The organism is Pseudoalteromonas sp. CH_XMU1449-3, assembly GCF_037027245.1.
In the GTDB taxonomy this organism is placed as follows: Bacteria; Pseudomonadota; Gammaproteobacteria; order Enterobacterales; family Alteromonadaceae; genus Pseudoalteromonas; species Pseudoalteromonas shioyasakiensis.
Window position 1 is genome coordinate 67,542 of record NZ_JAYMDY010000010.1, and the last position, 22,320, is coordinate 89,861.

At 41.0% G+C, this 22,320-nt stretch carries 19 protein-coding genes and 1 pseudogene; 9 read left to right on the forward strand and 11 right to left on the reverse strand.

Annotation, left to right across the window (positions count from 1 at the left end; translation table 11 throughout):
- Positions 1–195 precede the first annotated feature (195 nt).
- The 8 genes from WA256_RS13500 to WA256_RS13535 all read left to right on the forward strand — a co-directional run bounded on the left by WA256_RS13500 (position 196) and on the right by WA256_RS13535 (position 12,652).
- On the forward strand, positions 196–786 hold the full coding sequence (locus WA256_RS13500; RefSeq protein ID WP_335992215.1) for a hypothetical protein: 591 nt from the start codon (positions 196–198) through the stop codon (positions 784–786).
- A gap of 448 nt (positions 787–1,234) precedes the next feature.
- Positions 1,235–1,846 carry a hypothetical protein gene (locus WA256_RS13505; RefSeq protein ID WP_335992217.1) on the forward strand — a complete coding sequence of 204 codons (612 nt, stop codon included), beginning with the start codon at positions 1,235–1,237 and terminating at the stop codon, positions 1,844–1,846.
- Entirely contained in the window at positions 1,846–4,467 is a 2,622-nt protein-coding gene (locus tag WA256_RS13510; RefSeq protein ID WP_335992221.1) for a hypothetical protein, read from the forward strand. The genes WA256_RS13505 and WA256_RS13510 overlap by 1 nt, the downstream gene beginning before the upstream one ends.
- A gap of 81 nt (positions 4,468–4,548) precedes the next feature.
- On the forward strand, positions 4,549–5,037 hold the full coding sequence (locus tag WA256_RS13515; protein WP_335992225.1) for a hypothetical protein: 489 nt from the start codon (positions 4,549–4,551) through the stop codon (positions 5,035–5,037).
- Positions 5,038–5,493: 456 nt separating this feature from the next.
- Positions 5,494–6,075 (forward strand): hypothetical protein, encoded by a 582-nt coding sequence (locus tag WA256_RS13520; RefSeq protein ID WP_335992229.1) that lies wholly within the window; start codon positions 5,494–5,496, stop codon positions 6,073–6,075.
- A 12-nt stretch (positions 6,076–6,087) separates the two neighbouring features.
- Positions 6,088–7,635: a S8 family serine peptidase gene (locus WA256_RS13525; protein ID WP_335992232.1), complete on the forward strand. Its 1,548-nt coding sequence runs from the start codon at positions 6,088–6,090 to the stop codon at positions 7,633–7,635.
- Positions 7,636–7,831: 196 nt separating this feature from the next.
- The gene (trhP, locus tag WA256_RS13530; RefSeq protein ID WP_335992235.1) at positions 7,832–9,217 is read left to right on the forward strand and encodes a prephenate-dependent tRNA uridine(34) hydroxylase TrhP; all 1,386 of its coding nucleotides are present in this window, start codon (positions 7,832–7,834) and stop codon (positions 9,215–9,217) included.
- Positions 9,218–9,343: 126 nt separating this feature from the next.
- The gene (locus WA256_RS13535) at positions 9,344–12,652 is read left to right on the forward strand and encodes an EAL domain-containing protein (RefSeq protein WP_269407301.1); all 3,309 of its coding nucleotides are present in this window, start codon (positions 9,344–9,346) and stop codon (positions 12,650–12,652) included.
- 2 nt (positions 12,653–12,654) lie between these two features.
- Here the strand turns inward: WA256_RS13535 and WA256_RS13540 are convergent, their stop codons facing one another.
- The 5 genes from WA256_RS13540 to WA256_RS13560 all read right to left on the reverse strand — a co-directional run bounded on the left by WA256_RS13540 (position 12,655) and on the right by WA256_RS13560 (position 16,318).
- Entirely contained in the window at positions 12,655–13,068 is a 414-nt protein-coding gene (locus tag WA256_RS13540) for an Rrf2 family transcriptional regulator (RefSeq protein WP_269407300.1), read from the reverse strand.
- A gap of 1 nt (position 13,069) precedes the next feature.
- Positions 13,070–13,990 carry a DMT family transporter gene (locus WA256_RS13545; protein ID WP_335992241.1) on the reverse strand — a complete coding sequence of 307 codons (921 nt, stop codon included), beginning with the start codon at positions 13,988–13,990 and terminating at the stop codon, positions 13,070–13,072.
- 98 nt (positions 13,991–14,088) lie between these two features.
- Positions 14,089–14,799, reverse strand: a complete 711-nt coding sequence (locus WA256_RS13550) for a helix-turn-helix domain-containing protein (RefSeq protein ID WP_250660818.1) — start codon at positions 14,797–14,799, stop codon at positions 14,089–14,091.
- Between the two features lie 59 nt (positions 14,800–14,858).
- Positions 14,859–15,461 (reverse strand): LysE family translocator, encoded by a 603-nt coding sequence (locus tag WA256_RS13555; protein ID WP_250660819.1) that lies wholly within the window; start codon positions 15,459–15,461, stop codon positions 14,859–14,861.
- A 26-nt stretch (positions 15,462–15,487) separates the two neighbouring features.
- On the reverse strand, positions 15,488–16,318 hold the full coding sequence (locus WA256_RS13560; RefSeq protein ID WP_250660820.1) for an AraC family transcriptional regulator: 831 nt from the start codon (positions 16,316–16,318) through the stop codon (positions 15,488–15,490).
- A 265-nt stretch (positions 16,319–16,583) separates the two neighbouring features.
- Between WA256_RS13560 and WA256_RS13565 the strand changes: the two genes are divergently transcribed.
- Complete coding sequence (locus WA256_RS13565) at positions 16,584–17,438, forward strand: DUF417 family protein (RefSeq protein ID WP_335992249.1); 855 nt, start codon at positions 16,584–16,586, stop codon at positions 17,436–17,438.
- Positions 17,439–17,476: 38 nt separating this feature from the next.
- On the opposite strand, the gene WA256_RS13570 is transcribed toward WA256_RS13565, so the two are convergent.
- From WA256_RS13570 to WA256_RS13595, 6 genes and pseudogenes are all read right to left on the reverse strand, one after another.
- Positions 17,477–18,361, reverse strand: coding sequence for an alcohol dehydrogenase catalytic domain-containing protein (locus WA256_RS13570; protein WP_335992430.1), 885 nt, complete (start codon positions 18,359–18,361; stop codon positions 17,477–17,479).
- A gap of 60 nt (positions 18,362–18,421) precedes the next feature.
- Positions 18,422–19,228, reverse strand: a pseudogene (gene dkgB / locus WA256_RS13575) (2,5-didehydrogluconate reductase DkgB); the annotation flags it as partial.
- Between the two features lie 274 nt (positions 19,229–19,502).
- A complete protein-coding gene (locus WA256_RS13580) occupies positions 19,503–20,705 on the reverse strand; it encodes a low temperature requirement protein A (RefSeq protein ID WP_335992252.1) in 1,203 nt (400 codons plus the stop codon).
- Positions 20,706–20,717: 12 nt separating this feature from the next.
- A complete protein-coding gene (locus tag WA256_RS13585; protein ID WP_240704567.1) occupies positions 20,718–21,083 on the reverse strand; it encodes a hypothetical protein in 366 nt (121 codons plus the stop codon).
- A 9-nt stretch (positions 21,084–21,092) separates the two neighbouring features.
- Positions 21,093–21,641: a redoxin domain-containing protein gene (locus WA256_RS13590; RefSeq protein ID WP_130167739.1), complete on the reverse strand. Its 549-nt coding sequence runs from the start codon at positions 21,639–21,641 to the stop codon at positions 21,093–21,095.
- A 9-nt stretch (positions 21,642–21,650) separates the two neighbouring features.
- A complete protein-coding gene (locus WA256_RS13595) occupies positions 21,651–22,232 on the reverse strand; it encodes an NAD(P)H-dependent oxidoreductase (protein WP_130167738.1) in 582 nt (193 codons plus the stop codon).
- Between the last annotated feature and the right edge of the window lie 88 nt (positions 22,233–22,320).

Sequence of the window (22,320 nt, forward strand, 5' to 3'; positions counted from 1 at the left end):
GCGCGAATTATACGCGCTTTACGTGAAAATTCCTAATTTAATTAAATAGTCATTTGATGGCATTTTCATGAACCTTAACCATGTATAGCAACATGGGTATAAAGTATGAGCGAATTTTAGCAGTTAAGTACTTGTTGTGGGCTATTTTATAGGCGATTATTAACTCAGGAAATGATAAAACTAATAAGGACAATAATGAAAAATCTTTTACTGGTCACTCTACTTGCAAGCTGTTTAGCGGGCTGTAATTCAGACTCAAACGATGAGCTTGAGTGCTCTCCTTACCCCATTGCAATCGATATTAATAATTATGTTGTCACCCCAGAGCAAAATGAGGCTAACACAGCACTCGCTTATGATGCCTATACCATTAAATTAGGTGGTATTGGTGAAGGTGTTTATAGTGAAGGAAATGAGCCCGACCCTAATAAAGAGTACGCAGAGTGTGCTATCCCTGCTGTGGTACTAGGGAGCGCGAATACCATTAAAGCTATTAATATTTACTCAAGTGCTGATTACAACAGTGAATTCACCGCGGGTACGAGTTTAAATAGCGTGTTTGATATCACAGAGATGTTTGTTAATGATTTTGATTATTACAGTGATGGCAACTATGCCAGTGTAGAAGATTTGAGCGCTGTATTACCAACCACTGCACCTATATTTATTGAACTAAAGCCTAACCAAGCACCTGAAGTTGAAAGTAGCCATATTTTTTATATCGATATTAGTTTTGCAAACGGCAAAACCTTTGCGCTTGAAACTGAAGAAGTGCAGCTGTTTTAAATTGCTATTAATCAGCTATTGTCAGCGGGGCTTCTCTGCTGACATGCCCAATCTCTACTCGCTTAGAGCGTGCTCACTTAGCTAAGCTAATTGCTATTAATTTACCATTCCCATAATGCGTCTAAAAAGTGTAAAAACACCAATTGTTATTGTTAACCTTTTGTTCACTTTTGCGCAGGTAAGCTAATTGTTAATGATAAAGTGGGGTTTCTTTAAGTGGTTGAAAATAAATAGTATGTTATTTTTGTTCGGCTCTTTAACCTATCTTTTCAGAGAAAAATAGCAATAATAAAATTGTAATCGAAATGTTAAATTTAAGTGTACAAAACGCTACATGGTTTTTCGTGAATTCCTGAACTTATTCAATCATAAAATATTAGTGAATTGATTTTTTATAAACCAAAAATCTTACTTTCATTTTTATTTTGAATAATCAAAGGAGAGAACAATGAAACTACGCAGTGCACTTTCTAAGTTGTCATGCGCGTCAGCTTTTGCACTTGGCACCATGCTGACTTTGAGCCCCGCAGCCAATGCAATGAAACTAAAACAACAAAACTTAAAAGAGATGGCTGTTGAGTCACAGAGCATTATTGCTGGCCAGGTGGTAAGCGTAACAGATGGTTTTGATAACAATCGTCCCTATACCGAAGTGACTATTCAGGTTTCGTCAGATGCAAAAGGCAAATTAAAAGAGGATTCAAATTACACTTTTCGTCAGTTTGGCTTGATCAAGCCCCGCTCTATGGGCAATGGCAAAGTGTATTTAGGTGCAACGCCTGAAGGTTTTTCTAAATGGCAAGAAGGCGAACAAGTGATTGCCTTTATGTATAAGCCAGCATCAATCACAGGGTTTCAAACGACCGTAGGCCTTGCTCAAGGTAAATTTGTAGTGCGCAATGGCAAAGTAGAAAACATTTTTGCTAACAAAGGTGTTTTTGAAGGGTTAGATACCAGCAGCTTATCAGCAGAGCAACAAAATCTTTTAACCACACCAGGTGCAGTCGATGTGGGAGTTTTTATGGATTTAGTAGGTAAACTGTCTGGAGTACAACAATAATGAAATTTTCTAAAATCGCAGCAGCATTAACCTTTGCAACTATTTCGACAGGTGCGTTAGCCGGTGGCCCACTCTATATTCATGAACCGACAATGCAGCCATATAAATGGGACACCTCAAAAGGCAGTATTCCAGTGTGGACAGATGGCGGCCAACTTATCAAAGATAAAGACGGTAACGATGTCGAAACCTTCACTGTACTTGAAAAAGGCACTGTATTTAACGTTGATGTTACCTTACCTGATGGCACAGTGATCCCTGCATACACTGAACTTGACCGAGATTATACGTTTTTAACGATTGAGCAAGCCAACAAAGTAACTGCGAATGCTGTGAAAGAGTGGTCTGATGTAGAAACGTCGACTTTGGAGATGTCAGTACAGGGCACGATTTTTGAGAAAACAGGCATTGCGGATGTGACTGCAGAAAATGTTGATCAAATTTATGGTGTTGAAAACGGTTATGGCTTTTGGGTCAATTACGACACTGATGGTGGCATTTTAGAAAACTATTTTGGTGTGCCAAGAAGCGCTGTTTTAGGTATTGCATTCCCTGAATGGGCCGACGAAGAAACTGGCGAAATTATCGAAGCGACAGCTTTAATGAATGGCTGGTTTGTTGATATCAGTGATACCGATGGCACGCAAGTTGGTGGAGTATTCACCCATGAATTTGGCCATGCGATCAATATGTCTCACTCGCAAGCAAATGGCCATTTAGTGTATATGTCGGCAAGCTATAGCCCGCAATACGACGGTGTACCAGGTTGTGAGGGTGTCACTAAATTTACCAGCTCTAGTATGTTGGATTATTCTGCCATTGAGACCATGTTTCCGTTTATTAATGTGCGCGGCAGTGCTGGTGCAAATCAACACACCATTAATGTGAAAGATGACATCGTTAATATTTCAGATCTCTATCCTACCAGTGAGTACAAATCACAGTTTGGCTCTATTCAAGGTAAGCTTTTAACAAAAGAGGGAGTAGAGTACTCAGGGGTGAATTTAATAGCGCGTAACCTTGATAACCCTTACGAAGATGTGATCAGCCAACAGTCAGGTAATATGACACAAGGCCGTATCGGCCCAGATGGCTCATTTACCATTAATGGCTTAACGCCTGGGGCACGTTATGCTCTTTATACTCAAGAGATCAATGCAGGTGGCTACCCAACTCAGCAAACGAATATTCTTTCTGAAGCTGAATATTGGAATGACAACGAAAGTGCAAACCCGGGAATAGATAATGCCTGTGCGATGACAGAGATAGTTGTTTCAGCGGGTGAAACTAAACAAGTTGAGATGTTCTTCAACGGTTATCAAGATGGTATTCAATATACGCCACTGATTTCAGCGTTTGTAATGGATCACGCTAAAAACGGTAAAAAAGCACTTGGAACAACCTCTTCGGGTATTCCTTTCTTATACGACAGTGCGACTAATTCGTTTGATACTTTAGTAAGCCCTGATGGCTACGCTTTATTAAGCTCTACAAGCACAGCAATGAACAAAACAGCCACTAAAGCTGCTATTACCGCACACTTTAATGATAATGGAGTGATGCAAGGCGGCGTCTGGGATATAAACTCTGGCAAAGTATCAATGCTTGAAGATTTAACGGGGAATAGTTGCTCGCTTTCAAGTCAGCAGGGGCAAAGCTCACATAGCATCTGGGATATGGATGATGATGGTAAGTTGATTGTTGGTACAACACGCTTCCCATACGATGGTTCAAATCGCTGTGCTGAAGGCGAAGCTGCGCGTTCAGTTGGTATGCCTACTGTTTGGGATGCAAACACGGGTAAAGCAAGCGTTTTACCTGGCACCCAAATGGTTGACCGTTCTTATGGTAGCGGTAAAGAAATCGCTATTATGAATGGCGATGAGCAAATTCGTCGTACGGCATGGGCGCGAGCAGATCGTATCTCTGGTAATGGCGAAACCATTACAGGTTCAACGAATGGCTTTACGCAAATTGCCTGGGTGAATGGCGAGCTTGTTGATACCTACACGGAGTTTGGTGCAATCGACAATTCAGTTATTTCTGAAAATGGTCGTTATGTCGCCTTTGGCGCCATCGAAAACCGTCGTCCTGCTGGCGTTAAAGTATGGGATACAGTAACCAATACAACTCAAAAAATTGGTAGCTTACGTTGGTGTGACAACATTCCTGCGATAAGTTTCTGGACCAACTATTGCGACCTAGGCTACAGCCATGAAGAATTAGTTGAACTAGGATTTGGCTTACCTTCAGTGATGGTTCTTGATGCAAATGAGGACTTATCGATGATCACCGGACGTGCTGGTAGCCCTCTATCAGGCGGTTTTGTTGGCGCTATTTATTTAAAAGGTATTGGCTGGATGTCATCAGAAGAGTTCTTTGCTAAGCAAGGTGTTACTGAAGCAAAAGGCTTGCTTACTGATAACATGTTTGGTCTAAGTGCTGATGGTTCTGAAATCATGGCTGGCATTGCTGGCGCAGTTTTATCAATAGAAATTGACGCGAATAAGGCATTTGTATGTGATAACGGCCGCGACCGTGAACTTAGCTTCCCTAAGCAAGTGGTTGATGTGGTGTCGGCAGGTGCTGAATTTGGCCGCTGCGCACATATTAATGACTAATACCATTTTGTGTTAAGCGCTTAAAGGTCCGGCTAGGTGGCTGGGCCTTTATTTCAATATCTTTGTAACAAAGGCCTGCTAATGTATAAAAGTTCATTAATAACAATAATATGGTTATGTATTCTAAGCTTTATTCCTGATCAAGCTAGTGCGCAAACCCATCAAGCTGCAAGCTCAACCAACAAAGGGTTTAATGTTCCTGAAGAGCTATTGACCACATGGGAGCTAGATGAAGCGGCTTCAATGGAATACGCAAAAAAGTCTGCGCACTGGAATGAACATATCGCTAATTTGATGCCGAAACTAATCGCAACAAATAAACAAATTAAGTACCGCTTTAATCAGGATGAAATGGTCACCATTCAGGCTGCAAAAGAGCACGAGCTTGCCATTAGTTTGATTAAGCAAACACTGACGTCATATAAATTCAAATTTGAATTCGACGATAAGCCAAAGCAATTGCAAGTGATAAAAGCCGCAGGTGGGCGCATCAATATTCAGGCCGATGGCCTACTTGGTTATCAGTTCTTATTGTGGAAAAAACGCCGAGAACGCTTAACTGGCGTATAAAAATATCAATGTTAAGGGCTTTGCTGTTAACATTAGCAAATCCAAACCAATTACCCTGGATAGTTAATTGAGTTTGATCTAAAAAGGTGGCCATAGGATTGGTCACCTTTTTTCTTTTCTGTATAAGTCCTTGCTTAGTTTAATTTATGTAGTTCTAAAGCGCTAGTTTGCATCTGTTTTTATAATATTTAAGTGCTTGGTTACATTTTGGTACAGATTGATACACTCTTATATTGTGTGAATGTGCCTTTAACAGTTTGTTAATAAAGGTGTTTTTTTACAGTCAAATTAATTGTTTTTCTTGCCATAATTTTTACCCTTTTTAGTGTGTTGAATTCTCATTTCACTTCCTCTATTACTTGTTTTGTCACTCATAACTAATTGTATAAATTAAATATATTTTATTATTGAGTGGTTTTAGCTGTTTTTAATAAAAACAAACAACAAGGAATTAATATGAAAAAAGCGCAGTTAGGTTTGTTAATCACATCATTCGCTATTATGGGTGGATGTGCAAAGTTAGACGCTCAAGTTAACGCTGGCGGCACTCTTAATTCAAAGGGTGGGGCTGGAAAAGCTGTGTTTACAGCACATGCAGCTCGTTGTGATGGAGAAGTAAGCGGAAAAGTAAATTACAAAGATGTAACTGCATTAGATTGGCAACAATCTGGAGGAGTATCATTTAACGCACAGGTTTATGGTGCAGGCTTATGTAGTGAAGATCCAGTGTCGCCTGATGGGGCAGATTCTGGTGATGAGCGATTATTCTGCAAACAAGATATTTGCACTGAGGGGATGTATCAAGTTGAGTTTAATTATAACTCAACCAATCCTAGCCTGCCTGGAGAGGGGGTTGGCTTTGCATGCATGATGGATATTTCTGAAGGTATTAAATCTGGATTTGGTGCAAATGGGTTATTGAATGTGATGTTACTCGAGTCTGGTCCATACCAAGGCTATAACAATGCCGGAACAATAAGTGGCAATGTACAAGTGAAAGATTGCCCAAGTAGCAAAAATGACGACAACGCAGAGTAGAGAAGGAGTTTAATGATGATAAATAAAAAAACAGTTTTAGCGGCAAGCATTGCTCTTGCTTATAGTTTTCCTTCTTTAGCTGATCAATCAATGCGAATTGTTCTAGAAGCAAATAGTAATAAAGCCTCAGCGCTTAAATCTGAGTTGTTATCAAATAATATTAAAATAGAAAAAGAGCTTAGTTCACTAGAAAGTTTTGCAATTTCGATTGATAAAACTCAGTTAGCCAATGTTACAGGGCTTACAAACGTAAAGACTTTTTACCCTGACGTACCAAGAAAGTTAATGTCTGAAGGCGCTTCGCAATATATTCCGTATGGTTTATCGATGGTTCAAGCTGATCAAGTTCAATATCAAGGCGGACAAAAAGTGTGTGTAATTGATAGCGGTTATGCCTTAGAGCACCCAGATTTGCCGAGTGCTGGTGTTACAGGCTCAGACGATGGTGGTGCTGGTGTGTGGTATCAAGATCCATTTGGTCATGGCACTCATGTTGCTGGCACGATTGCCGCAATCGACAATGAATTTGGTACGACAGGGATTGTCGATAATCATTCCCTTGATATGCACATTGTGCGTGTTTTTGCAGGTAATGGTAGCTGGGCTTACGCTTCGGATTTAGCAGGTGCGATTGATGAGTGCCAGCAAGCCGGTTCAACGGTTATTTCAATGAGCCTTGGTGGAAAATACTCAAGCCCGATTGAAGAAAAAGCGTTAGATAAAGTTGCTCGTGCAAATATATTAATGGTTGCGGCAGCAGGAAATGCTGGTGAAGCTTCACATAGCTATCCTGCCTCTTATGACAGTGTGATTTCAGTCGCAGCGGTTGATAGCACTAAAAATCATGCAAGCTTTTCTCAGCGAAGCAGTCAAATTGAACTAGCAGCGCCAGGCGTTAATATTTTCTCAACTGTGCCTGTTGACCGCGCGCGCTTTTCAAAATTTAATGTCACGCAAGATACTATTAATTTCCAATATTATGGTATGGATGGCTCGCGTTTTGGTACTGTGACAGGGGAGCTCGTTGATTGTGGTTTAGGTACTCAGAGCTGTGGAGATGTAACAGGAAAAATCTGTCTAATCGAACGAGGGGAAATTCCGTTTTATAAAAAAGTAGAGCAGTGTGAAGCGGATGGCGGTGTGGGAGTTATTATTCGTAATAATAACCAAAGCCAGCTAATCGGCACTATTAACCCTACTTCTATGATTGCTGGCTCTGTGACAAGAAATGAGGGTCTTAATTTAATGGACAACCTCGGTAAGAAAACCACAATAACAGTCGCTGAGTTTTCAGATCATGACTTTAAATCAGGTACTTCGATGGCAACTCCCCATGTTTCCGGCGTAGCTGCATTGGTATGGAGTAATTATCCTGAGTGTTCTGCGAATGGTATTCGTTTAGCACTGAGGGCATCTGCCGATGATCAGGGGGATATGGGTTATGATCATGCTTACGGCTGGGGCATAGTGCAAGCCAAAGCAGCTGTTGATTATATCGCTGAAAATGGGTGTAAAGCATCTAGTAACGTATTACGTGGCGGAGATGGCTCAGCCCATTAACTATTCCTCTATATTGTTGTTATGACCAAAGCGCTTATGGCGCTTTTTTCGTTTGTCACCTACTCAACAATAAGCTCTATGAATCAATCATGATCTAGATCAATAAAATTACTGGACAGGTTATTATACTGCCGCGCTTCATTCTTGTATTAATTCATGCAACCGACTTGTACTCGGTTCGATGTGTGGAGCTTTCATGTCGTCACCTATTTTGACCCCTCGTCCTTTTACGCCTGAGTTGTTATCACCTGCGGGTAGTTTAAAGAATATGCGTTATGCCTTTGCCTATGGTGCAGATGCCGTTTACGCAGGCCAACCTCGTTATAGCCTTCGTGTTCGTAACAATGAGTTTGACCTAGATAATCTGCAAGTTGGTATCAACGAAGCCCATGCGCAAAATAAAAAGTTGTATGTGGTGTCGAACATTGCTCCTCATAATGCCAAGGTAAAATCGTATTTACGCGATATTGAGCCAGTCATTGAGATGCAGCCAGATGCGCTGATCATGTCAGATCCTGGGCTTATTATGTTAGTGCGTGAAAAATGGCCAGATATGCCAATTCACTTATCTGTGCAGGCCAATGCGGTGAACTATGCCACAGTGAACTTTTGGGCTCAGCAGGGTATTGAACGAGTCATTTTATCGCGCGAATTATCGCTTGAAGAAATTGCTGAAATTCGTGAACTATGCCCTAATACAGAACTTGAAGTGTTTGTTCACGGTGCACTTTGCATGGCGTATTCTGGCCGTTGTTTGCTATCGGGTTACATTAATAAACGCGATCCAAATCAAGGAACGTGCACTAATGCATGTCGCTGGAACTACGATGTGAAACCAGGCACCGAAAATGAAACCGGCGAAATGGTGCATAAAATCGACCCTAAAGCGGTGATCCCAACCCTAGGTGATGGTGCCCCAAGTAATGAAGTATTTATGCTTGAAGAGCAAGGGCGTCCTGGTGAGTACATGCCTGCTTTTGAAGACGAGCATGGTACTTACATTATGAACTCAAAAGACTTACGTGCAGTTCAATATGTTGATCAACTGACGAAAATGGGCGTACATAGTTTAAAAATTGAAGGCCGTACTAAGTCTTTCTACTATGTTGCTCGTACTGCGCAAGTATATCGTAAAGCCATAGATGATGCGGTTGCTGGTCGCCCATTTGATGCAAACTTATTTAAAACTCTCGAAAACTTAGCGCACCGGGGCTACACCGAAGGGTTCTTAAAACGCCATGCACATCAAGACTATCAAAACTATGAGTACGGTCATTCGGTATCAGATAAACAGCAGTTTGTGGGTGAAGTATTAGGCCGCAACGATAATGGCTTAGTTGAAATTGATGTGAAAAATAAGTTCTGTACTGGTCATTCACTTGAGCTTATGACACCAAAAGGCAACATTAACTTTAAGTTGGATTTTATGGAAAACAAAAAAGGCGAAGCCATTAGCGATGCAAAAGGTTCAGGCCATATTGTTAAAATTCCTCTGCCAGAAGACATCGATTTAGATCACGCAATTTTGATGCGCAATCTTGATGCTAACCAAGATACTCGTAATCCATTCAATAAAGCCTAATAGAAGATGCGCTAAGTCATACTTAGCGCATTGCTCTCATCTTTTTTTGGTATTTCACTGTCGTTACTAGTTATTTTTACTATCCTTTTTTCTAAGGGTGTTAATTAAACATAGTCAAAAATTATAGTGAAATACGTTGTTCATCCATCACATCAAAAAGAGCTTTTACACACAGTACCTTATGTTGCGGTAGGGGTATTGCTGCTGGCTGTTGTCTTACTACTTGAGCGATTAGGGCTTATTGCTGCTATTCCTTTTTATGTAGCAATGCATACGAGCGTCGAATTATTCTCAGTTGTGATCTCGTTTTTAATTTTTGCAATTGGTTGGAATACTTGGCATTTCACCAATAACTACAAACTGTTACTGCTCTCTTGTGCCATGTTGTGCGTTGCTATTTTTGATTCATTGCATTTCTTGGCTTTTGACAGCATGCATGAAGGCAATGCAGACATGAACTTGGTATTAAGTTTTTGGCTCATTGCTCGGTTATTTAATGGAGCTGCTTTTTTAATTATTGCAGCAGGGATTTGGGTTAAATATAAACCGTTAAATGCGCGCGCTTTACTTACCTCTTTGTTGCTTGGTAGTTTGTTCATCGCAAGCACATTCTTTTACTTTCCTGATTTACTGCCAGAAATACACATCGAAGGAGTAGGCGGTAGCCATATTAAGTTTCTAATTGAGCTACTTGTTTTGGCGCTATACGGTGCCGCTGTTTTGATGTTTTCGACACAACTTCGTAAGCCCAGAACAAATTTAAATATTGCCGGTAAAACATTAGTTTGCCTATTAGCTATTTTAAGTGAGGCCTGTTTTGTGGTGTCTAATGATGTCTCACACACCACCAACACCTTTAATTTTTTTGGGCATGTGTATAAAGGGCTCACCTACTTTTTACTGTATAAAATCCTCTTTGTTGAAACCGTCACTAAACCTTATGCAGCACTCGATAACTCCTCTAATCAGTTAAAAGCAACACTTACCGCACTGCCAGACTCGGTTTTTGAGCTTGAAAAAGACGGTACTTTTCGCGAAGTCTTCAGTGATAACTCCGATAGCCATGTGTTTACTAAAGAGATGGTTGGGCAAAATATTAGCTGTATGTTTGAAAAATCTGATGCGCAAGACTTTATGCGCACGCTAATGGAGGCAAAAAAATCAGCTGTGTGTTTGGTCAATACCTTACCCATTAGCGTAAATGGTTGGGTTATTCATTTTGAATTTTCGATTACCTTGTTTGAGCACGATAATGATGGCCCAACGTATTTAGTGAACGCCCGCGATGTGTCAGAAAAAGTTGGGCGTATGGCGGCACTTGCTCAGCAAAGTAAATTTAATCGGGGTTTATTACAGCTAACCGAAATTTCGTTTCAAGACGATCAAGATGTGTTGTTGAATTATGCTGTTAATCAAGCCCTCGACATTACCAATTGCGATGGCGCAGCCTTGTTTATTTGTAACGAACAAAAGCAACATGATTATCGAGCCGAGAAAGGTAATGTTTTTGATGTGTGCACTGAAAAGTTACAAGGCAAGATAGCGGCTGGGCAAGCTGTCATTGTTAACCGAAAACATGCGAAAGAATACGGGTTACCTGGCGACTCTAACTCATTGTTAGTGGTGCCCGTGATACGCCATAGTCAGTGCCATATGGCTATTATTTTACAGCATCAAACTAAGGTGTTTAGTGTGCAAGATAAAAACATGCTAACGGTTTGGGCTGAGTCAGTGTGGCAATGGTTTCATAAAATTACTCTAAACAAACGCATGCACATACTGTCTCAAGCGGTTGAGCAAAATCCACACCCCATTATGTTTACCAATACAGATGCAAAAATTGAGTATATGAATCGCGCTTACCTCGATATGTGCCAGTACGAGTATGACGAACTAATAGGTCAAAGCCCACATAAAATCAGTGCCGGACAAACTGAACCGGCTGTTTACCAAGCAATGTGGGAGCACTTAAAAAATCGAAAAGCCTGGGTGGGTGCTTTGGTTAACATGACTAAGCACGGTAAAGTGATTGTTGAGCAAACTACCATTTACCCATTAAAGGATCAGCAAGGGAAGGTGAGTAACTACATTTCGTTTCAGCATGATGTAACTAAAGAAGTCGAAAGTGAAACCCTTATACATCAACTTTCTTATTTTGATCAGCTAACGGGGCTTGCAAACCAAGACAAGTTGCAGATGGAATTTGAACAAACTATTAAGCTTCAAGCAGATACTAAAGCAGCCTTTATTTTAATTGGTTTAGACAACTTTAAGATTCTCAATAAAGCATTGGGGATGGCAAGTTGCAACCTAGTGTTACAAAGCTTGAGTGCGCGAATTTGTAACTTTATGGGTGAGGATATTATGGTTGCACGGCTGCAAGGCGACCGCTTTGCATTTATTACGCCTTATACCTCCACCGGCGCTATAAATAAGAGCAGCCACGATTTATTAAAAGTGATCAGTGAGCCACTGACGATTAATGATGAACTCATTGTTGTTACAGCATCGGTCGGGGTTTCCCTGTTTCCGATGGATGGCAAAGAATTTGAGCCGCTATTGCAGATGGCCGAGTCAGCGATGTTTGAGGTTAAAAGGCAGGGTAGAAACAATGCGTTATTCTACGCCGAAGAAATGAATAAATCTGGGCTTAGGCAATTACAAATCATCAATGCCCTTAATTATGCCCTTGAAAATAATGAGCTTTATTTAGTTTTTCAACCACAAATAGATATTGCATCAGGCGCTGTGGTGGCTGTTGAAGTATTAATACGCTGGCACAGCGAAACATTAGGCAATGTATCACCTGCTGAGTTTATACCTATTGCTGAAAGCAGTGGCCGCATTAGTGAAATTGATGACTGGGTATTCGAAAATACCGTTAAAACAATTCGCCAGTGGCAAGACGACAACATGCCACCAATTACCTTTGCAATAAATCTATCGGCAACGAAGTTTGTCAAAAAACAGCTACTTGGCGATTTAATCTCTGTATTACAAACTTACTCTATAGAGCCTGAGTGTATTGAACTTGAATTAACGGAAACCATTGCCATTGGTAACCCTCAGTTTGCTTTAAGTACGATTACAAAACTGCGTGAAGCAGGGTTTAAAATGTCGATTGATGACTTTGGCACAGGCTATTCGTCAATGAATTATTTAAAAGATTTTGCTCTCGATAAGCTCAAAATCGACAAATCATTTATTGATGATTTAGAAAACCCCAGCGACGCTGACAAAGCAATTGTTAAAGCTATGATTGATTTAGCCAGCGCGTTAAATATGGAATCAATTGCTGAAGGCGTTGAAAGCGAGCAGCAACTGAACATACTTAAAGAGCTTGAGTGTTCTCAAGTACAAGGCTATTACTTCAGTAAACCCCTGCCAATTAGAGTGTTATATGAGTTTGTGAAGTCACCAAGTTTTTCAAGGTAAGCCTACTTTTTAAATTGACTGGCAAGCTCTGCAAGCGACACTTCAGCAAAACGTTTTAATAACAGTGCTTCTGCATCATCCATCGCATTTTGCAGGGCGCTGTTCACTGCATGCTCGATAGGGCAGTTGCTGTGCTCATCGGTTAGACCAATTACAAACAGGTTCTTTTCGCCAAGCGCTTGGTGAATATCAAATAAAGTGATGTCAGTTAAGGGAGTGGCCAGTAGCCAGCCGCCATTGTGACCTTTGATTGCCGATACATAACCTGCTTGGCGCAGTAACGCCATAGTACGGCGCACAACCACAGGGTTGGTCAATAACATGTTTGCTAATGTCTCTGATGTAACAGGGTGGCTGTAACTGTTTAAATGGATCAGCACATGTAAAACCCGTGATAGTCGGCTGTCTTTTCTCATCTCAAATCGTCAATATGCGTTTTTTGCAGTGTATCACGAACTGCTTAATATTGACCGTTTGAATTACCAAACTAACGCTCACTAAACCAATTCCCAGCCAGCCAATTTGCTGAAATTGCTCATTTAAAATCACAATAGCCAGTACGGTGGCGATAATAGGCTCAAGTAAAGTAATGAGCACGGCTTGGCTAGCCGCTATGGTTCTTAAGCCAATACTAAATAGCCAATAACCGAAAAACATCGGTACTATGGCCATGTAAAGCGCCACGTTGGTATTGGTAGCTGTGGCAAAAAGCGCATCTCCAGTAATTAATAACGAAGGCAATAGCACACATGCAGCGCCGCCAAATAGGCTTGCCATGGTCGCTCTTGAATGAATGCCGTAGCTAATTAAGCGTTTGGCAACCCATGAATAACCCGCATAGGTAAGTCCTGCAATTAAGCCAAGTAAAATGCCGATGTTTTGGCTAAACAGCCCCTTAGCAGCAAGGTTATGCTCTTTACCTAATGCGATTAAGCCAATGCCAATAGCACCAAAGCAAAAGCTGACTAGCCAGCGATTTGCAATGGGCTTTTTCTCAATTAAGTATTCTAATAAGACGGTAAATAAAGGCGCGCTGGCAATCGAAACAACAGTGCCAATTGCCACACCTGCGCTATTCATAGAGGTATAAAATGCCAGCGGATAAATAGCAACACAAGCTGAACCTAGTAGGGTTAGGGGGTAGTGCTTTCGCAGTGTACTAGCATTGTTTATTAGCTGTTTTATTGAGGTTAGGCAAAGTAATACGCCGCCAAATCCCATCGCAAACGCACCTATCGCAAAAGGGCTAATGTCTGGTGCAAAGCTTGCGGCTGTGCCTGTTGTGCCCCAAAAAACACTGGCAACTAAAACGGCAATGGTCGCGATGGTATGGTTCATTGATGATTCGCTTTAAATTTAAGATATCAAAAGCATAATCAAAATTGATGTGCAGTTTTTGACAAAAAGGACGGTTTTGTTGGCGTTTAAAACTAAAGTTACTTTTTGAATTTACTCGGTGATAAGCCAAAGTACTTTGAAAAACTGCGGCTAAAAGATGAAAGCTCATTGTAACCAACTAACTCACTAATACGTTGTAACGGATAGTCGGTATGACTGAGTAAGGCTTGGGCTTTTTCCATTCGCTGTTTGGTTACATAGTTCATGACAGTCAATCCGGTTTGTTGCTTAAACAGCAGCTTAAATTGCGTTGGGCTTAAACAGGCAATGCTGGCAAGGTGTTTGATTTGAAGAGGAGTACCTAAGTGACTGTCAATATAAAGCAGGGCCTCGCTAATACGGCTGTCGACCTTAGGCTGCATAATTTGCTCAGCTAACAGCAAATTGAAGGTGTTAAACATGGCAAGTTCTAATTCACGATTAACCGCTTGCTCAAGTTGCTTTGCCACAAACTGCAAAAATGCCCAAAGTGATTGATTAATTGCAAACACGCAGCGCTCAGCAGTGGCTAGGTTACCTGGTAGCTTTGGCATATCGGCCACCACAAATCGCGCCTCTGGCATTGCGGTAAACAGGTGTGTTTGCGAGGCTTTGACAACCACGCATTCACCGGGGGCGACTTTACCTTGAAAATCACCGACACTAATAGCAATCACACCTTTTAAGGGCAGTACAAGTTGATGATAGTCATGGCTATGACTAACAGGCTTAGTACTGTAAGAGCGGATAGATAGATTGCCTTGCATCATTTTGTGATAACCGTTTGCTGAATAACGCTATTATGCCTGTTTGCGAGGGATGATCAATTTTAGGCCATTAACGGGGTTAGCACATGCTCGTAGGCAATCATTAGTGCGACATAAACCAACAAAATAGCCATCAGCTTATTAAACATGTTAAAAACACCCGGCCGTGATACTTGCTTGCCAAGCATTAAGCCCGCTAACGAGTAACTTGTAGGCGCACCAAAGGCAAGAATGGCTAAAATAAGAGACCAAAATACGATTGCAGCGCCGGTAATATCTGCGCTTGGGAACTGAATCGTAGCAATTGGCAAAGTGGCCACCAAGGCTTTTGGATTTAATAGCTGCATAAACAGGCCATCGAAAAAGCTAAGTGAGGCATCCGCTGAGGTATCACTCACCTGTACTTTTGCTTTTGCGACCTTCCAAGCAATATACAAAATATAGCCGCAACCAATTAAGCTCACATAAGGCAAAAACTGCGGGTTGATAACTTGTAAGCCAAGGTAGCCAAGTAGCACAAATAAGATAAACATCGCGCTACCCACGCCAATAAAAAATCCAAGGTGTGAACGAGTTTGTTTATTTAAGCCACTACTTAAGCCGAGCAAATTGATTGGCCCAGGGGTGTACATAATGCCAATAGCATATGCAAAAATATCTGCCATAACAGCTCCAAATCAGTAATTTAGCTCTATCTATGAGCCCATTGCAGTTGAAATTGTTTTGGTGTCATACCGAATACTCGTTTGAAGTTACGATTGAGGTGGCTGGCATCTGCAAAGCCAGATTCAACCGCTACGCTGGTGGCATCGCGGCCAACTTGTAACGCTCTACGGGCATAATTAATACGACAGTTCAAAACATATTGATGTGGAGTAATACCGAAGTGCTCGCGAAAGCGGCGGATAAAATGATACTTCGACATAGTGGCAGCATGGGCAATGTCATCAATAGCAATGTCATTGTCGATATTTGCCAAAATGTAGTCTTTTGCGCGCAGAAGTAAGCTATCAACTCGGGTGCTTAAAGCCGGTAAATCAAGGCTACCGTTTAGTCTTACTAAAGATTGCGCCATTTGCAATACTGCAGCTTCTCGCTCTATTTTGCTGGTGCTATTGGTTTGTAAAAGCCTTGATAAGTGAATCACTTGATTACGCAGTAATGGATCAGCATACAAGGTGTTTGCCATACGTAATGTACAATCTTGCTGATATCCTAGCGCTTTGAACAAAGGCTGAAATTCATCGGGATGAATATACAGCATTAGATACTCTAGGTTTTGCTCAGTGCCAGAGTGACCATCGTGAATATCTTCAGGGTTAAACAAAATAACATTGCCAGGTACGCTTTTATAAAACGCATTACGACAAAAGAAATCTTGCCGCCCCTGTAGAGTAATGCCAATTGAATACTCTTCGTGAGCATGCTTTGCATAGGTAAAATCACTCATAGTCGCAGTCAACATCGAGATGCTCTGATGCTGTTCGTTGTTGATGTACTTAAAGTGATTGTCTTTGCTCACAGATGCTCCTGAAGGTTGTGCGCTTCGTTATTATTCCTACGCCAATATAGCGAAGCAGGCAACCTAAAAACTTGAACAAAATTGCTGATATTGAAAAAAAGAGGTTTATTTTTTGCCTAAATAAAATCAAGCAGTGTCGATTCTTTTCATAATTTTTCAATGGTTTATAAAAAATGACTATCAGAATTTTCTTATATTTTAATTCAGTGTGAATGTTTTTATCCCTAACTGAGGTCTTTTAAACAAGCAGTAGAGAGGGGTTTAAATGAATTTACGTACATCAAATAATTTAGTGGTTGCAATTATCACCATCAGTTTTTCGTTATTGGGCTTGTCTTTTATCTTGGGAGCAAACCCCAATGCCATTGGCAGTATCTTTTCATTTTATAAATTAGACGCTCAGGTGCCAGCTCATATCATGAGTATGCTCGCAGGCTTTGCATTTTGCTTTGTTGGCATTACCAGCCTTCATTCACATTTAGGGTTTCTTAATAGAGCGCTTCCGAGCATCACTGCATTTGCTATATCACTGCTCTGTTTGATTACGCTGTTTGGCGCTAATCGTTGGCTTGCAAGTGAAGGAGGCTTTCCTGTAATTGGGTCGGGGCAGGGGATCATTAAGTACTTTGCTGTTATTCCTCTGTTTTTATTTGTGTTTTATAAAGATGCTTTGAGTGATAAAGCGCATATTGCTTTAAATTATGCATCGGTGGCATTAGTGCTGGTTTGGATTGGCGCCATGAAGTTTTTTGCTTTTGAAGCGAAGGGGATTGTAACACTTGTCGAAACATCGCCGTTTATGTCGTGGTTATATCAGGTTTTTAGTGTGCAGGGTGCATCGAATGTAATTGGTGTATTTGACATTGTCAGTGTGCTGTTGCTTTGTGTTGGCTTGTTGATTAAAAACAATAAGTTAATAGTATTGGCAGGGCTTGCCTGTTGCGCTGTTTTTATCATGACACAAACATTTTTAATTACCGCACCGAATGCGCTTAGCAGTTCGACGGTTTTAGCAGGACTTGGTCAATTTGTGATTAAAGATCTGTGGTTTATTGCAAACTTAGTGATTATTTATCACCTAGCTGTAATCAATAATACAGCCAACGAAACAGTCGCATAAAATAAAAAAGGCCTCAGAAGAGGCCTTTTAAATGATCACTAAACAACTACAACGGCTTTTTGCTTTTGAACTTTAGAAAACTCAAGCGCATCGTTGAGATTGTTAAATTCAAAGTCTGTAGGTTCTTCAACATTTAAAGTACCCGACGCAATGTCATTAAGGAGCTTTTCGCCATCACTTACAAGACGTTGCCATTGCTGTGTATCACCATAATCGTGTAATGCGCCAAGGGCAATTTCATGATAAGAAATAGTGCGTGTGAATGGCTCATCGACTGGGGTTTCAATACGCCCTAAAATACTGATCACATGACCATTTGCTTGTAGGAGTGGCACTAACTTTTTAGTTTCTTCAGGGCCATTAGCATCAAAGAGTGCAAAGTAGCCACCTTCAGATGGTGCGTCGCGTAATACTAACTTAACGCCAAGCTTTTCTGCTTGCTCTGCCGTTAAGCTTTTTGATAATGCATGAACTTCAAAGCCACTGTGGTTTAGCATTTGCGACAGTAGTTTATTAACTGCTCCCATGCCGGTAACTAATACTTTTTCGTCTTTGCGTAATGGTATTTTGCTAAAGGCTTGCCAGGCAGTAAGCAGTGGGCAAGGCAATGCAGCAGCAACATTAGCAGCTAACTCTTTTGATAACTGCATAACACGTTCAGCATAAAGAACTGAGTGCTTAGCAAAGCTGCCGTTTTCACTTAAGCTATGATGATAAGCGACTGTTTTACCAATTAGTTTGGTATCGACGCCATCGCCTACCTGCTCAACAACCCCAGCACCGTCTACGCCAGGTGTGTGTGTATCTGGCCAATTAATAGGATCAGCTTGAATAAACTTCCAATCAACTGGATTGATACCAATCGCAAGGTTACGAACTAAAATTTGCCCTGCTTTAAGTGCTGGTACAGCTTTTAATCCCAAAGTGAGCGCTTTATCAGCCCCTTGAAATTGCCAAGCATGAGTTGTTTTTACTTCATCATGATCCCAGTCAGGAGCAAAATCCGGGTTTGCTTGCCTGTCGCCGCAGCTAAGGGCATCAATTTGATTAATCTCGTCTTGGCTTAAGCTAAGCGAAAGGGCTTTTAAGTTGGTAGCCATATTTTCGCGTTTGGTCGATGACGGTATTGTCACCATGTCATGCGCTAATTCCCAAGCAATGACCACTTCAGCAGTGCTTACTTTGTGTTTGTTTGCAATCGCTTTAATGGTTGGATCTTTAAGTACTTTACCTACCGCAAATGGCATATAGCCGGTAACGAGAATGTCGTTTTGCGTACAAAAATCACGTACCTTTTGGTTGGTTAGGTAGGGGTGTACTTCTACTTGATTGGTAAATAACGCGCCTTTTGGCAAAATACTTAAGGCTTCTTCCATTTGTGCAATGGTAAAGTTTGAAACACCAATTTTTTTCGTTAAACCAAGCTCTTTTGCTGATTGTAACTCGGTTAAATACTCATCCATGCTTTCGCCATTGGCAGGGCTTGGCCAATGAATAAGCAGTAAATCGACGTAATCTAGTTGTAGTTTAGTCAGGCTTTCTTTTACGCTGTTAATAAAGTCCGTTTTATTTAACTTATCATTCCATACTTTGGTGGTAATAAATAACTCACCACGTGCAACACCACTGTCTTTAATCGCTCGGCCAACAGCTTCTTCGTTACCGTAAATTTGCGCGGTGTCGATGTGTCTAAAGCCCTCTTCAATAGCTGTTAGCACACTTTGATATGCAACTTCTTCTTGTAATCTAAATGTACCAAAACCCAGTTTTGGTATAATTGATTGTGACATCATAACTCCTTAATTATGGAACTTGGGCAAAACATGTTCGCCGATGTGCTTTAATGCCCATTCGATGGGTAATTCGTTACGTCTAAAGTGCAGGCCAATGTGATTCACACCGGCATTTTTCATTGCCTTTAGTTATGACATGAGTCCGTTAATGCTTGTTTCAACCCCTAAAGAGGGGGCGATTGAATAGCGATATTATTGCTAGGAAAGTCTTTGCGAAAAACAGCAGGGATAACAAAACACCTTTGTCGTTTTTGCAAAGGTGTTTTAATCGTTATGAATTAGCTTCTTCTTTTGAAAGGGTAAAGTATGCGCGAGTGACAGGGTAGGCAATTTGTGAAATCAGTGCTGTGCCCCAAAGTAAGTTGCCAATGATCGAAGGCACATGGGGTAAAATGGGAATGGTAACTAAAGCGAGTATAACGCCAAACATTCTTACTTTAGCTGTTGCAAAACGATGGGCTACACGGTGTTCGATCATTAACTGGATCCACAATAAACTCAATAAGTAGCCTGCTAACCCTACACAGCCAATGACACCATATTTAAGTGGGTAAGGTTGCCAAAACCCAGCTTTCACTTCGCCGGCGAGCGCAACGCCGACCATAACTGCACATAACATTAAAAATAGGTGTGCTAACCACCAACTTACGAGTGTCCATTTATGCTGATTCTTAGGTTTACCATTGCCAACAAAGTCAAAGTAAATCCAGCATTGCACAAATACTGCAATACCGCCAAACATAAAGTTAGCCAGTACAGAGGGGTCGACTTTATAAATTCCTTTTTCTGATAAAGTAATCACCAATTTAAAGAAACCTTCGCCTACGACAATGAGCAGTAAAAGGGCAAAGCGCTCAGACATATGCCCAAGGCGTGGTAAAAAACGTTTATTTTCAAGTACACCAATTTTTGGAGCAATATATAAAACTTGGATAGCGGCAATCGCAGTGCCAAATACCCAATAACGATAGGGAGCAGGCATAAAAGCTGTGGTCGCAAAGATAATGGCAAGAGCAAAGTAGTTACGGCTCACAGTGCGTGCTAATTTTGTTGATTCGATCCCCAATTGATTGGTGCGATGAAATAAATACGCTGTAATAAGTCGGTTTGCGGCATAGGCCAATGCAAAATATGTCCAGCCTTTGTCAAGTACATGGGGAATAGAGGCTGCCATAACCATGGCGGTGACAATTTGGCAGGCCATGATCAGCCGATGTTTTACATCGGTACTGACATAGAGTGAGTTAAAAACGCTGGAGTCAGCCCACGCGAACCATACGGTGATGAATAAACCTGCAAAAGTAAGAAAACCACTAAAATGTAAGTGGTCGCTTAAAAAATTACCTAGCAGAAAAATGATTACCACATGGATAAGGTCATAAAATAATTCAACCCAATGAACATGGTCATGTGAACTTTTTAAATCTAGGTGATGCTTAGGTAAGCGCCACATTGGGTGGTTTTCTAATGCCATAATTGATCCTACCTATTTCCTTTCGACAATAATTGCAGTGATGGTGGTTTCACCCTCATTTTTGACTTGATGAGTCCATGCGTCATGCCACATCACATAGCCATTGGGGATCTCGAGTGTTGTTTGTGACTCTTTAGTACTGATGGTCGCCTTACCACCTGTCTCAAAGTAGACAGTTTCAGCATTATGCTTATGCCAATTATCTTGCTCACCTGGTGCTAAAGTCATACGCAAAACAAGTACTTCACTGTTATCTAGCAATACTTCATAGTGATTAGGTGAAGCAATATGTGCATGGGGAAGCTGTGCTGAAAAAGCATGTGGTGAGCACATCATTATGCTCACCAAGCCAATCAGCAAAGTTGTAAATTTGCTCATGGCTACTCTCTATTTATGCATACCGCGAATTGGGTAGTTATTTTTTGGATCGCGTATCCAGTTAAGTCCACTTACCAAGGTTGCTAAATCAGGTCTTACAAATGGGTTATTAGAATAATCAACCACATGTACATTACCTTGCTCGTTAACCACAAACAGTGCAGGCTCTGCGAAAGGGTGATCTGTTTCTTGCGGTGAACGGGGATCAGATATGTAAGTACCTAATGCTTGCATTTGCTCTGAAGTCAAACCGTAAGCAAGTGGAAATGACACAGATAACTGCTCTAAATGCGCTTCTAACTGCTCTTTGCTATCGCCTGAAACAGCAATTACATCAACACCCGTTTCTAATAGCGCAGCTTTGTACTGCTCGAGGCTATTTAAATAGCGAGTACATAAAGGGCAATGCTTACCACGATAAACAACCACAAGCTGCCAGCTTGCACCGTGTTGAGGTTGACCAAGAACAGCCTCTTCACCATTCAAAAGTGCAGCACTAATACTAGGAAATGCACTGCCCGGATGGAGTTTATTGCTATAAACAGATTCGTTACTCATGAGTGTTCCTTAAAAATTTTCGTTTAAGTGTTTTTCAAAGCGCGCAAAGTCGCTCTCGATGTCTGCATTTTTCATCACGTCATAACAGGCGAAAGTAGGTAACCCTTGCATACCGAAAAACTTAAAGTTCATATGCATTGGGAAAACAAGGTCATCAACACTTTTACCTTCAAAAAAGTCAGTGGCATCTGCAAATGATTCTGCAGGTGCATTTAAAGTCAGCGACATCATGTATTGAGTGTTATTTAAGGTGCCGCCTTTACCGTAATTGGCTTTTGGATTGTCTTGATGGCGACCATCACCATGGCAAAGCGCTCCACCCATGCCCGCGGTGTACACTTCATCCATGTATTTTTTGAATGACCAAGTCATGCCCATCCAATTAATAGGTGATTGCAAAAAGACGATATCTGCCCATTGATGGTTCTCAAGTTCAGTTTCTACATCAAATTCGTCTTGTGTATTAACCACACGAGTTTGATAGCCTTTTGCTTTAAAAAAAGCGTCGGCTTTTTCGATTAAAGCAGCATTTAACTTACCTTCAGAAAAAGGGTAATAGTGATGTGCGTTAAGAATTAATACGTTTTTCATAGTTGAGTATCCGTTTGCTAATTACTTTATCGTGTTCAAAATGTATTCTGTGGTGTATAATAGTAACCTAGATTATTTAATCAACCAG